This window comes from Staphylococcus simulans (assembly GCF_002902285.1).
GTDB lineage: Bacteria > Bacillota > Bacilli > Staphylococcales > Staphylococcaceae > Staphylococcus > Staphylococcus simulans.
Genome location: NZ_PPRU01000056.1, coordinates 1 through 13,058 on the forward strand (window position 1 = coordinate 1; position 13,058 = coordinate 13,058).

A 13,058-nucleotide genomic window follows, 5' to 3' on the forward strand; every position below is an offset into this window, starting at 1 on the left:
AAAACTAATTGTTTTAAAACGTCCTTAGGACGTTTGTTAATTTGGAATTAACGTTGACATATTGTCATTCAGTTTTCAATGTTCATTTAAAATAATAATGGTGGAGACTAGCGGGATCGAACCGCTGACCTCCTGCGTGCAAAGCAGGCGCTCTCCCAGCTGAGCTAAGCCCCCATTATACAATTAAGAGTCGGGAAGACAGGATTCGAACCTGCGACCCCTTGGTCCCAAACCAAGTGCTCTACCAAGCTGAGCTACTTCCCGTTATTAAATTATTAAATAATAAATATAAAATGGCGCGCCCGATAGGAGTCGAACCCATAACCTCTTGATCCGTAGTCAAACGCTCTATCCAGTTGAGCTACGGGCGCATGTTTTATATTATATATGGTGCCGAGGACCGGAATCGAACCGGTACGGTAATCACTTACCGCAGGATTTTAAGTCCTGTGCGTCTGCCAGTTCCGCCACCCCGGCATCATAAAATAAAAATGGAGCAGAAGACGGGATTCGAACCCGCGACCCCAACCTTGGCAAGGTTGTATTCTACCGCTGAACTACTTCTGCATGATTCAGTTATAATCGGAAAACTGATGAGCCATAGAGGATTCGAACCTCTGACCCTCTGATTAAAAGTCAGATGCTCTACCAACTGAGCTAATGGCTCATAGCTTTAAAATGGTGCCGGCCAGAGGACTTGAACCCCCAACCTACTAATTACAAGTCAGTTGCTCTACCAGTTGAGCTAGGCCGGCTATTTAAATGGTGGAGAATGACGGGTTCGAACCGCCGACCCTCTGCTTGTAAGGCAGATGCTCTCCCAGCTGAGCTAATTCTCCAAATATATATTGCCTGGCAACGTCCTACTCTTGCGGAACGTAAGTCCGACTACCATCGGCGCTAAAGAGCTTAACTTCTGTGTTCGGCATGGGAACAGGTGTGACCTCTTTGCCATTGTCGCCAGACAATATTTTAAATTATTTAATTATGTGCGTTTCAATAACTCACTTAAATTATTTTAACTTCTTTCGTTAACATTTGCAATAGTCAATTTTACACTCAGTTAAAATCTTTTTTACAAAATTGTAACGCGTTCTTTTTGACGACCCTTTAATTTTACTACATTCGGTCTTTTATGTCAACACTTATGTATCATCTTTTTTAAGAATTTATATTCATGCAAGATTGCTCATAAAACGTTGCTTTATTTCGTAGAACAATTAACAATTATACAGGGTTTTGAAAATTATGCAAGTGCTTTGCGAAAGTTTTTTAAAAGATATTTACATTTGCCGACCTCCCTCTCTTTTTATAAGAAATCATGTGCTTTTTGAGGCCCTTTATACATATAAAAGCAGGCGTGTCTTAAAAGGTGACACGCCTGCTTAATTATTCATTTTGTTAAGTACTCAGCTTATTTTTGACGCATGTATGGGAATAATAATACGTCTCTGATAGATGGTGAGTTTGTTAATAACATAACAAGGCGATCGATACCAATACCTAAACCACCAGTTGGAGGCATACCGTATTCTAATGCTTCGATATAGTCTTCGTCCATCTCGTGTGCTTCGTCATTACCTTGTTCTTTTTCTTTCAATTGCGCTTCGAAACGTTCTCTTTGGTCAATTGGATCATTCAACTCAGTGAATGCATTCGCATGTTCACGACCCACGATGAATAATTCGAAACGATCTGTGAAACGAGGATCTTCCGGATTTTTCTTAGCTAATGGTGAAATTTCAATCGGATGACCATATACGAAAGTAGGTTGAATTAATGTTTCTTCTACTTTTTGTTCAAAGAATTCATTTAAGATATGACCATATGTCATATGATCTGTAATTTCAATGTTATGTTCTTTAGCTAATGCACGTGCTTCATCATCAGATTTTACATCATAGAAGTTTACACCTGTTGCTTCTTTAACAGCGTCTACAATGTGTACACGTTTCCAGTCAGATTCTAAATCAATTTCATAATCACCGTAAGGGATGACTGCTGTACCTAGTACCGCATTTGAAATATGACGGATTGTACCTTCTGTAATATCCATAATGTCATGGAAATCAGCATATGCCTCATAAAGTTCAATCATTGTGAACTCTGGGTTGTGGCGTGTTGATACACCTTCATTACGGAATACACGGCCGATTTCATATACTTTTTCTAAACCGCCGACGATTAAACGTTTTAAGTGAAGTTCAATCGCAATACGCATATATAGCGTCGCATCTAATGCATTATGGTGTGTCACAAATGGACGTGCTGCTGCACCACCAGGGATTTGATGCATCATTGGTGTTTCTACTTCTAAGAAACCTTTGCTGTTTAAGTAATTACGCATTTCTTGGATGATTTTACTACGGTTGATAAATGTTTCTGTACTTTCTTGGTTTGTAATCAAGTCTAAATAACGTTGACGATAACGTTGTTCAATATCTTGAAGACCATGGAATTTATCTGGTAATGGACGTAATGATTTTGTAAGCATGATGAATGATTTCGCTTTGACGCTTAATTCACCTGTGTTTGTTTTGAACATAACACCTTCAATACCGATAATATCTCCTAAATCTGCCATTTTCCAAATATCAAATTGTTCTTCACCGACTTGGTCTTTACGGACATAAATTTGGATTTGACCAGATAAATCTTGAACGTGCGCAAATCCAGCTTTACCTTTACCACGTTTTGTCATTAAACGACCCGCGATTGAGACATGGCTTTCATCTTCTTTTTCGTGTAATTCTTCTTTAGAGAAAGCATCCCATTTTTCATGTAGTTCAGCTGCGCTCGCTGTACGGTCAAAGCGTTGGCCGAATGGATCAATTCCTAAATCGATTAATTCTTGTAATTTTTGACGGCGGACCTGCATTTGGTCATTCATTTCTTCTGACATGTTATCTCTCCTTATTAAGCTTCTTGTGTTGCTTTATCTGCAGTGATTTCTTTTTGGAAATTCTGCAGGATATCAATCATTTCTTGTTCTGTGTTGGCTTGGTTTAATGCTTTACGGGCTTTTCCGTTGCCTTTAACACCTTTTAGGTACCATGAAGCGTGTTTGCGCATTTCCATAACGCCAACCTTCTCACCCTTTAATTCTACTAGTCGGCGCAGATGTAATAAAGCAATTTCTACTTTTTCTTTCACTGTCGGTTCATCCATCAGCTCGCCTGTTTCTAAATAATGGACTGTACGGTAAATCATCCATGGGTTGCCTAAAGCTTCGCGCCCAATCATCACCGCATCTACGCCAGTTTCATCCAGCATTTTTTGCGCGAGTTCAGGGCTTGTCACATCTCCGTTGCCGATAACTGGAATATTAACCGCTTCTTTCACTTGTCTGATAATATCCCAATCTGCTTTACCTTCATACATTTGCACACGTGTACGGCCATGTAATGAAATCGCAGATGCTCCTGCACGTTCTGCCGCTTTCGCATTTTCCACTGCGTAAATATGATCGTCATCCCAACCAATACGCATTTTGCATGTAACAGGTTTATTGACTTTCTCAACAACTGCAGATACCATTTCATAAATCTTATTAGGGTCAAGCAGCCATCTTGCACCCGCTTCACAACGGATAATCTTATTCACTGGGCACCCCATATTAATATCAATAATATCAGCTGTTGTATTTTGATCAACATAAACTGCAGCTTCGACTAAACTTTCTTTCTCACCGCCGAAAATCTGCAACGATAACGGACGTTCATTTTCATCTATATACAACATATTCATTGTTTTCGGGTTATTGAATAAAATTGCCTTGTCACTGACCATCTCAGCGCAAACTAAACCCGCACCGAACTCTTTGACAGTCAATCTGAATGCAGAGTTGCACACCCCAGCCATAGGAGCGAGTACGACTCTATTGTCGATTTCTACATCTCCAATCTTCCACATAATTATTACCTCTCAATCTATCTCTTACGTTTATTGAACTTTTTTCACAGTTTCGTTAGGAACAGTTATATCTTTAATTTTGGTTTGTGTTCTTGGCTCTATCTTATTTGGTGCAATCTCTTGCAGCGGAATCAAGACAAAAGCACGTTCTGTCATTCGTGGATGCGGAATCGTCAAATCTTGTTCTTCAATGATTTGGTCACCATATAACAGGATATCGATATCTAAAGTACGCGGACCCCAACGTTCTTTACGTACACGATGCAGTTGCTGTTCAATCGCCAAGCCTCTTTCAAGGACGGCTTTTGGTGATAGTTCTGTTTGAATTTCCACACATAAATTTAAAAAATCCGGTTGATCGACATAACCGACAGGCTCAGTTTCATAAAATGATGAAACTTTCACTACTTTAATACCAGATTGTTCATCTAATAAACGTATTGCTTCTTTTAATTGGTTTTCTCGGTCTCCGACATTGCTGCCGAGTCCTAAAAATACATCAGTCATTTTGATTCACCCTTGTAATTTCCACACCTACGCCATCATAGTGACCTGGAATCGGCGGTACTTCTTTTGTTATACGTACTTTAGTTTCCAATACCCGATTATAGTGTGAATTTATACGATTTGCAATAAGTGCTGCGAGATGTTCGAGTAAATTTTTAGGTTCCCCTTCCATAATTTCTTTCACATCCGCATAGACTTCCGCATAGTTGATCGTATCTTCTACTTGATCGGACTTTCCTGCTTCAGTTAAATCAGTCGTTAATTCAACATCTACAACAAAGATTTGTCCAATTTCATTTTCTGCTGATATGACTCCATGATAACCATAAAATCTCATACCATTTAAAAATATACGATCTTTCATCGTTCAATCTCCTTTAAATAATCAATGCCATGTGCAATACGCGCATTGAGTTTTACATTATGTACACGTACCGCTTGCACACCTTTCATCACACCATAAGCAGTCGTTGCTGCTGTCATTTCATCACGATCTTCTGGTCCTTCGTCTGAACCCATCATTTCTTTGATGAAGCGTTTACGACTCGTCGCAAGCAATACTGGATATTCTGTCGCAACTAATTCATCCAGTCGCTCCATAACTTCTCGTTCTTCCAATCTCGTTTTCGCAAAGCCGATACCTGGATCAATCCAGATTTTATTCGTCGCAACCCCTGCTGTTTCTGCACGATGTGCTTGTTTTAATAAATAAACTAGCATTTCATCCATGACAGGATCTTCACGTTGTCCATCTCCATTGTGCATCAAGACAATTTCAGCATCGTATTGTGCAACGACTTCAAACATTTTAGGGTCATATAAACCTGCCCATTGGTCATTAATCATTGTTGCACCAGCCTCTAATGCTGCTTTCGCAACTTCACTGCGAAACGTGTCGACAGACAATTGCACATTAAATTCGGAGAGTGCTTTAACAACTGGAATGACGCGTTCTAATTCATCTTCTAATAACACTTCACTGTGCCCTGGTCTTGTGGAAACACCGCCGATATCTACAATGTCGACACCTTCATCCATCATTTCCTTCACACGTGCAACCGCCGCATCTACAGAATTGTATTTGCCGCCGTCAGAAAATGAATCAGGTGTTACATTCAATATGCCCATGATTTTTGTATGTGCCATGTCTCTCTTCCTTTCATCATAACTGTGATACATTATATCAAAATTTTAACATATGACCGACCCCAAGCGTTCAAAAGGTGTTTGAAATGAAAAAACCGCCGTACCATTTCTCAAAAAGAGAAATGCGAACGGCAGTTCATCAATGTTTGACTTATTTACCTTCAAAAGAATATAAAGGTGTAGATAAGTAACGTTCACCATTACTTGGAAGTACAGTTACAACTGTTTTACCTTTACCTAATTCTTTTGCTTTTTCGATTGCCGCATAAATTGCAGCACCTGAAGAAATACCTGCTAAGATACCTTCTTCTTTAGCAACTCTGCGTGAAGTTTCCATTGCAGTTTCGTTGCCGATTTTAACAACTTCATCATAAATGTTTGTGTTTAATGTGTCAGGAACGAAACCTGCGCCTAAACCTTGTAATTTATGAGGGCCTGGTTCGCCGCCGCTTAAGACAGGAGAACCTTCTGGTTCGATTGCTACGATTTGAATGCTAGGGTATTTTTCTTTTAAGACTTTACCTACACCACTTAATGTACCGCCAGTACCGACACCTGCTAAGAATGCATCGATTGTACGGCCTTCGAATTGTTCTACAAGTTCAGGACCTGTTGTCAATTCATGGATAAGCGGGTTCGCTGGGTTTTCGAATTGTTGTGGTTCATAGTAACCATATTCTTCTTTTAATTCTTTTGCTTTTTTAATAGCACCTTTCATTGCTTCAGATCCAGGTGTTAATACAACTTCTGCACCGTATGCTTTTAATAAGTTACGACGCTCTTGACTCATTGTTTCAGGCATTGTGAATACAGCTTTGTACCCTTTTGCTGCTGCAACAAATGCTAAACCGATACCTGTGTTACCACTTGTAGGTTCGACAATTGTATCACCTGGTTTGATTTTTCCTTCTTGTTCAGCACGCTCGATCATCGCTAAAGCGATACGGTCTTTTACTGAACCACCTGGGTTTTGATACTCTAATTTAACATAAACATCTGCAGCATCTTCTGGTACGATATTGTTCAATTTAACTACAGGTGTATCTCCAATCAGTTGTACAATGTTATCTACGGGTTTATTTGCCATAAAAAAACGCTCCTTTATTCTTAAAAGATATTTAATTAAGTCACCAGAACCTCATTAATAATACCCCGAAACAATTCAATTCTGATGCTTAGTCATGCCATTATTTCTATTAAACCTTATCTATTTCATCGGATATTATTATTTTATCAGATTTATACATTGTTCCACAAGTTCATTGTCTCTATTCTTTATTATTTCCTCTTTTCCCATAAAAGAAACGTCTTACACTGTGATTCGTTACAGTAAAAAAGCGAGACGTCTGATCGTCTCGCTTTTCAATGTGTTTATTTAGCATGCAATTCTTCGATTAAACCTTTAAGTTCCGCTTCACTATAGTGATATTTCGTACGGCAGAAATGACATTCTGCTTCTGCACCATGGTCTTCATCAATCATGCTTTGAATTTCAGCTTCACCTAAGCCTTTAATCGCATTTAAGAATTTTTCATGACTGCAGTTACATTCGAATTTCACGGGTACTGTTTCTAAGAATTTCACATGTTCTTTACCTAAAATCTCAGTCAACAGTTCTTCTGGTGATAATCCTTGATCAATCAATTGAGATACTGGTGTCATATGTGTGATGGCTTGTTCAACTTTTTCAATTGTCTCTTCTTTCGCATTCGGCATGACTTGAATAATAAAGCCGCCTGCTGCTTTGATAGAGTTATCTGGATTTACAAGCACACCTAAACCAACAGATGATGGGACTTGTTCACTTGTCGCATAGTAGTATGTGAAATCTTCACCTAGTTCACCTGACACAATCGGGCTTGAACCAGAGAAGTAATCTTTCATCCCTACATCTTTAACAACTGTTAATGTACCGTTTGTACCCACTGCACGTTTCACATCTAATTTACCTTGGTCATTTAATGGGAAATGTGTTTGTGGATTCGTAACGTATGCGCGTACGTCGCCTTTCGCATTCGCATCTGCTACAATACGTCCGATTGGACCTTGGCCATCTACAGTGACAGTTAATTTTTGGTCACCTTTCAACATGGCACCCATCATAACAGTTGCTGTCATTGTACGACCTAATGCTGCTGATGCTGTCGGCCATGTGTAATGTCTTGTTTGTCCTTCTTGCACTGCATGAGTCGTTACCGCTGCATACGCACGGATATCTCCATCAAATGCCAGTGCTTTTACTATATAGTCTTGAGTCATATCTTTTTACGCCTCTTTCTTTCACTTAATTTTCAACATTTATGATTTCATCGTTCAATTATTTTCGTTAAAAAATCTCTTTCTGCGTATTCCTAATGATAGCAGAAAGAGATTTTAATCTACATTATTTAGTTTCAGACAATAGAATCGTCTTATTTATCGTTTCGATGGTCAGAGTCATCTTTGTCTTTAGCTTCATGTGGTGTGTCATCTTCAGCTGCTTCATCAGAATGTTTCGTTTCTTGATGTGCTTCTGATTCTTTTTGACGTTTTTCTTGCTCGTCTACTTCAGCCTCTTCTTCTTGATATTCCTTGTCCTCTTCACGGACTTCTTCAAGGATTTCATCATAAGATTTACCGAATTTACCTTCTTGGAACTCTTCATCACCTTGTTTAACAACTTTCGCTTCATCATAGTTCACTTCAGGTAATTTACCTTCGTAGAATAATGAATGGATTTGTTCACGTACTAATGTTTCTTCTGTCAACAATGTCTTAGCGATAAGTTTAAGTTGATCTTCATGTTCAAGTAGGATTTGTTTACAACGTTCATATTGTTCTTTGATGATGCGTTGTACTTCTTTATCGATTTCATAAGCGATTTGACCAGAGTATTCTGGTTCGCCTTGCATATCTTTACCTAAGAACACTTGACCGCCGCTCTTCGTAAACTGCATTGGTCCGAGTTTCTTACTCATACCGTATTCAGTTACCATTGAGCGCGCAATTTGTGTTGCACGTTCGAAGTCGTTTGATGCACCTGTAGACACTTCATTGAAGTTGATATCTTCAGATACACGACCACCGAGCAAGCCGCAAATCTTATCAAGCAATTCTGGCTCTGTCATTAAGAAACGATCTTGTTTTGGTAACATCATCGCATAACCGCCAGCTTGTCCACGCGGTACGATTGTAACTTTGTGTACCACTTCAGCTTCATCAAGTACCATACCGATAATTGTATGTCCTGCTTCATGGTGCGCGACGATATTACGTTCTTTCTCAGAAATAACACGAGATTTCTTAGCTGGACCTGCGATAACACGGTCTGTTGCTTCTTCAATATCTCGCATGTCGATTTTCTTCTTACCGTCACGAACTGCAACTAACGAAGCCTCGTTCAGCAAGTTTTCTAAATCGGCACCAGAGAAACCTGGTGTTCTTTGCGCAACTGCTTTTAAGTCTACTGTTTCATCTAATGGTTTGTTTCTGGCATGTACATATAGAATCGCTTCACGGCCTTTAACATCTGGACGACCGACTTGGATTTGTCTGTCGAAACGACCTGGACGTAATAACGCTGGGTCAAGGATATCAGGACGGTTTGTTGCCGCAATCATGATAATACCTTCGTTTTCGCCGAAGCCATCCATTTCAACTAATAATTGGTTCAATGTTTGTTCACGTTCATCGTGACCGCCGCCGACACCGGCACCACGTTGACGACCTACTGCGTCAATCTCATCAATGAAGATGATACAAGGTGCGTTTTTCTTCGCGTTATCGAATAAATCACGAACACGGCTGGCACCGACACCGACGAACATTTCAACGAAGTCAGAACCACTGATTGTGAAGAATGGTACGCCTGCTTCACCAGCTACGGCACGGGCAAGCAATGTTTTACCTGTACCTGGAGGACCGACTAAGAGTACCCCTTTAGGGATTCTTGAACCCATATCTTTGAATTTCTTATTGTCTTTTAAGAAGTCGACAATTTCGATTAATTCTTGTTTTTCCTCGTCTGCACCGGCTACGTCAGAGAAACGTACACGACGTTTTTGGTTGTCGTACATTTTAGCTTTGGATTTACCAAAGTTCATCATACGACCGCCGCCTCCGCCGCCTTGCGCTTGACTAAGGAAGAATATGAATAATAAAGCAATAACCAATACTGGAATCAATGTTGAAAGAATACTAACAAATACGCTTTGTTTTTCTTCTTCTTTAACTGTAAATTTTAAATCTTTTTGTTTTTGTGCTTCACCTGTGACTTTTTGTAAGTCTTTTTCGTTATTATATAGCATCGTTGAAGAATAATCTTCACCGTTCTTGGTCTTTCCAGTGATCATATAAACGTTCTGCTCAGGCTGAACTTCGATTGATTTCAAATCGCCTTTTTCAAGTTTTTCGAAGAACTGTGTATATGATAGTTGTTTCGGCATATTGCCGTTACCATTCAGCCAGGAAAATAAACCGAATATAAAAACGCCAATGATTGCGATTACAAGCACATTGCGAAAAGCTTTCTGCATGCGTTTTTTCCTCCTACTCCAATAATAAAACTAACAAAAATTGTAACACAATATAACTTTTAATGGCTAGTATTTCAACTTTGTAGAAAAAGTAAGCCTACTATAGTATTCATTTGTCGATTATTTTTGATAAATCTCTGGTTTCAATGTTCCGATGTATGGCAAGTTACGGTAAAATTCCGCATAATCCAAGCCGTATCCGACTACGAATTCATCTGGGATTTTTCTGCCTACATATTTTGCTTCGATATCTGCTTTACGACGGTTTGGTTTATCTAGCAATGTGACGATTTCTAAAGAATTCACACGACGAGATTTCAATAGTTCAGTAATTGATTTCAAAGTTGTACCCGTTTCTAGAATATCTTCTACGATTAATACATCTTTATTCTCAATGGAGCTGCCTAAATCTTTTAAGATTTTAACTTCTCCTGTAGATTCTGTACCGCCGTGATAGCTTGATACATCCATAAAATCAATTGCTAAATGTGTATCGATGCGTTTGATTAAATCTGACATGAACATTGCTGAACCTTTTAAAATGCCTACACAAACAAGGTCTTTATCGGCATAATCTTCTGTGATTTTTGCTCCCAGTTCACGGCAGAGTTGCTGGATTTCATCTTCCGTCATCAATATTTCTTTTAAATCTTCCTTCATTTCGGCTACACTCCTAAATTTATTATCTCTAATTTCCCTTCATAATCTGCCGCAGTGTACAACGTACCTACTGCAATAATCTCCCCTTGTTTATTAAGCAATATGGGCAATCGCTCACGTTCAAATTTAGGAACTTTGCGATTGATCATTAAGCGGTTGACTTTCTGATGGCCTTCTTTGTTTGGTAGTACGAAGCGATCTCCCGATTGTCTCGAACGTATTACCATTGGGAAGTCCGAACCCTCAATATCATCATGAACTATAATGCGGTATGTACCATAATCATAATAACCTGGTTGTGTAATCCGCTGTGGTGTCGTCTCGTTTTTTGTACAACCCATTATTATAAATTTATCATACACAATTTGAATATTCCATTTATCTGTCGCATAAATTATCGCTTGAGATTGAGAATTTTCAATTTGCGCAAACCATTCTTTATACGCTTGTTCAGAAATGGGAGCGCCTGATACATAAGCCTCAAGCAATTGATCCAGCACGATTGTTTTTAACGAATGCGACAATCTATTGAATGCAGTACGGTCTACCCGAATCATTTCTGACTCGTGCGCAACATGTTGGTTGATAAAATCATCTGCTGCTTGATGCAGTAAATCGAATTGCTCATCATGCCAAGCTTTCAACTTTAACAACTGCGCAGTATCTAAGTGGTCATTCGCATCTATGGCTGGAAAAATGCGATTACGAATATCGTTACGTACATAATGATTATCTTGGTTAGACACATCTTCAAAATACGGCACCTGATACTCAGCTTGATACGCTTTAACAGCTTGTTTATCGGTATGCAGTAAAGGTCTGACTAAGCGATAACCGCTTCTCTCCTCTACTCCCTGCATCCCAAGTCTGCTTCTTGTAGACCGTCCTGTCATAAGACGATAGAAAATCGTCTCTAACTGGTCATCTAAGTGATGTGCTGTCAACAAAACACTAGCACCTAATGCTTTCATTTCAGACTCAAACCAAGCATAGCGCTTTTGACGTGCATCTTGTTGAATGCTCTTACCTTTATTAGTCAATGCGGATAAATCCAATTCGTGGGTGCGAAGCGGGATATGATGTTGCTGGCAATAACGTTCTAAGAAAGCCGCTTCTTCTAAAGAAGCCGATCTGATTCCGTGATTGACATGCAACACGGTCAGTTGGCGATATGTATGATGATAGTGTGTGGTCAACATATGTAATAATACCATGCTGTCGACACCTGTGGAAACCGCTAATGCAAGATGGTCATTTTCAGACCAGCCTTCTGTATAAATATTCATATCCTCACCTCGTCCTCATTTGAAATATACGCATGGATAAAATTTCAGACAAAAATAAAAGAGACTGTTCCCTTCGAAACAGTCATCTGCTTTATGTTGAATTATCGTCTTGAACCTCTTCCGCCGCGTCTTGATTCAGCTTGGCGTTTGATAGACGTCATTTTTTCTTCGCTATCTTTTAAGAAGTTGCTTAATTTCTTTTCAAAGTCTTCTGGTTTGTTATGTGATGGTTTGCCATGACCACCATGGCCGCCTCTATGATGTTGTCTTTTCGGACGATCTTTCGCTTTTTTAATTGAAAGACTGATTTTACCGTCGTCAGCAACAGATAGTACCTTAACTTCTACTTCATCTCCAACAGACAAGTGATCTTCCACATTTTCAACATAATTGTCTGCAACTTCACTGATGTGAACTAAGCCACTTTTCCCTCCAGGCAATTCTACAAACGCACCAAATTTTTTGATACCAGTGACTTTCCCTTTAAGCTTGCTTCCTACTTCGATTGACATATCCTAAATAAATCCTCCGATTTCTTTCAATTTTACTTAACTCTATTATATGCTTGTTGTGCTAATTTAACAATGGCATATCAGTTAAAACAGTTAGATATTATACTTTTCTTACATTAAAAACACATTAGACGTTATTTTCCTTCTTTTTTCTTCTCTTCAGGTAATTTAAAAATGACTTCCCCATCATTACTTAAATAATAATCGTCACGTGCGACTTTCTCTATATACTCTTTGTTATTCAAATTATTCAATTGTTCTTTCAAAGCAATTTCTTCATCCTGCTGTTTTTGGAACTTTTCTTCTTTTACTTTACGTTCCTGCGCATCTTCAGCATTGCTTCTTGTTTGAGAGATAACCATGACAGAAAGGACGATAATGATTGCGAGTAAAATCCCCGCAAAGAGCATAATACGACGTTTAACCACACGCTTTTTCATTTCGCGCTGTCTTTTTCTTCGGTTTTCGTTCTCGATATACCTGTTTTCCATATGCTCTACTTTTCTAGCCATGGTATGTCA

General features: G+C 39.0%; 12 protein-coding genes, 8 tRNA genes and 1 rRNA gene. All 21 read right to left on the bottom strand.

Annotation, left to right across the window (positions count from 1 at the left end; translation table 11 throughout):
- Window positions 1-98: 98 nt before the first annotated feature.
- Window positions 99-174: transfer RNA gene (locus tag CD112_RS12090), tRNA-Ala, on the bottom strand.
- A 16-nt stretch (window positions 175-190) separates the two neighbouring features.
- Window positions 191-264, bottom strand: a tRNA-Pro gene (locus CD112_RS12095).
- Between the two features lie 30 nt (window positions 265-294).
- Window positions 295-371 (bottom strand) — tRNA-Arg (locus CD112_RS12100).
- 17 nt (window positions 372-388) lie between these two features.
- Window positions 389-477 (bottom strand) — tRNA-Leu (locus CD112_RS12105).
- A gap of 15 nt (window positions 478-492) precedes the next feature.
- Window positions 493-567 (bottom strand) — tRNA-Gly (locus CD112_RS12110).
- Between the two features lie 27 nt (window positions 568-594).
- Window positions 595-667 (bottom strand) — tRNA-Lys (locus CD112_RS12115).
- 12 nt (window positions 668-679) lie between these two features.
- Window positions 680-755: transfer RNA gene (locus CD112_RS12120), tRNA-Thr, on the bottom strand.
- 8 nt (window positions 756-763) lie between these two features.
- Window positions 764-839 (bottom strand) — tRNA-Val (locus tag CD112_RS12125).
- Window positions 840-850: 11 nt separating this feature from the next.
- Window positions 851-965 (bottom strand): 5S ribosomal RNA (gene rrf / locus CD112_RS12130).
- 449 nt (window positions 966-1,414) lie between these two features.
- Window positions 1,415-2,902 carry a lysine--tRNA ligase gene (gene lysS / locus CD112_RS12135; RefSeq protein WP_002481933.1) on the bottom strand — a complete coding sequence of 496 codons (1,488 nt, stop codon included), beginning with the start codon at window positions 2,900-2,902 and terminating at the stop codon, window positions 1,415-1,417.
- Window positions 2,903-2,916: 14 nt separating this feature from the next.
- Window positions 2,917-3,912, bottom strand: coding sequence for a tRNA dihydrouridine synthase DusB (dusB, locus tag CD112_RS12140; protein WP_023016266.1), 996 nt, complete (start codon window positions 3,910-3,912; stop codon window positions 2,917-2,919).
- A gap of 30 nt (window positions 3,913-3,942) precedes the next feature.
- Complete coding sequence (folK, locus tag CD112_RS12145) at window positions 3,943-4,419, bottom strand: 2-amino-4-hydroxy-6-hydroxymethyldihydropteridine diphosphokinase (RefSeq protein WP_002481931.1); 477 nt, start codon at window positions 4,417-4,419, stop codon at window positions 3,943-3,945.
- Window positions 4,412-4,783, bottom strand: a complete 372-nt coding sequence (gene folB, locus CD112_RS12150; protein ID WP_002481930.1) for a dihydroneopterin aldolase — start codon at window positions 4,781-4,783, stop codon at window positions 4,412-4,414. Before folB ends, folK begins: the two co-directional genes overlap by 8 nt.
- Window positions 4,780-5,565 (bottom strand): dihydropteroate synthase, encoded by a 786-nt coding sequence (gene folP / locus CD112_RS12155; protein WP_002481929.1) that lies wholly within the window; start codon window positions 5,563-5,565, stop codon window positions 4,780-4,782. Before folP ends, folB begins: the two co-directional genes overlap by 4 nt.
- A 151-nt stretch (window positions 5,566-5,716) precedes the next feature.
- Entirely contained in the window at window positions 5,717-6,652 is a 936-nt protein-coding gene (cysK, locus tag CD112_RS12160; RefSeq protein ID WP_002481928.1) for a cysteine synthase A, read from the bottom strand.
- Window positions 6,653-6,936: 284 nt separating this feature from the next.
- Complete coding sequence (hslO, locus tag CD112_RS12165; protein WP_023016270.1) at window positions 6,937-7,824, bottom strand: Hsp33 family molecular chaperone HslO; 888 nt, start codon at window positions 7,822-7,824, stop codon at window positions 6,937-6,939.
- Window positions 7,825-7,976: 152 nt separating this feature from the next.
- Complete coding sequence (ftsH, locus tag CD112_RS12170; protein WP_002481926.1) at window positions 7,977-10,079, bottom strand: ATP-dependent zinc metalloprotease FtsH; 2,103 nt, start codon at window positions 10,077-10,079, stop codon at window positions 7,977-7,979.
- A gap of 120 nt (window positions 10,080-10,199) precedes the next feature.
- Window positions 10,200-10,739 (bottom strand): hypoxanthine phosphoribosyltransferase, encoded by a 540-nt coding sequence (hpt, locus tag CD112_RS12175; protein WP_002481925.1) that lies wholly within the window; start codon window positions 10,737-10,739, stop codon window positions 10,200-10,202.
- Window positions 10,740-10,744: 5 nt separating this feature from the next.
- Window positions 10,745-12,025, bottom strand: coding sequence for a tRNA lysidine(34) synthetase TilS (gene tilS, locus CD112_RS12180; protein ID WP_061054917.1), 1,281 nt, complete (start codon window positions 12,023-12,025; stop codon window positions 10,745-10,747).
- Between the two features lie 101 nt (window positions 12,026-12,126).
- Window positions 12,127-12,537: a S1 domain-containing RNA-binding protein gene (locus CD112_RS12185; protein WP_002481923.1), complete on the bottom strand. Its 411-nt coding sequence runs from the start codon at window positions 12,535-12,537 to the stop codon at window positions 12,127-12,129.
- 134 nt (window positions 12,538-12,671) lie between these two features.
- Complete coding sequence (locus CD112_RS12190; RefSeq protein ID WP_002481922.1) at window positions 12,672-13,049, bottom strand: FtsB family cell division protein; 378 nt, start codon at window positions 13,047-13,049, stop codon at window positions 12,672-12,674.
- Window positions 13,050-13,058 lie beyond the last annotated feature (9 nt).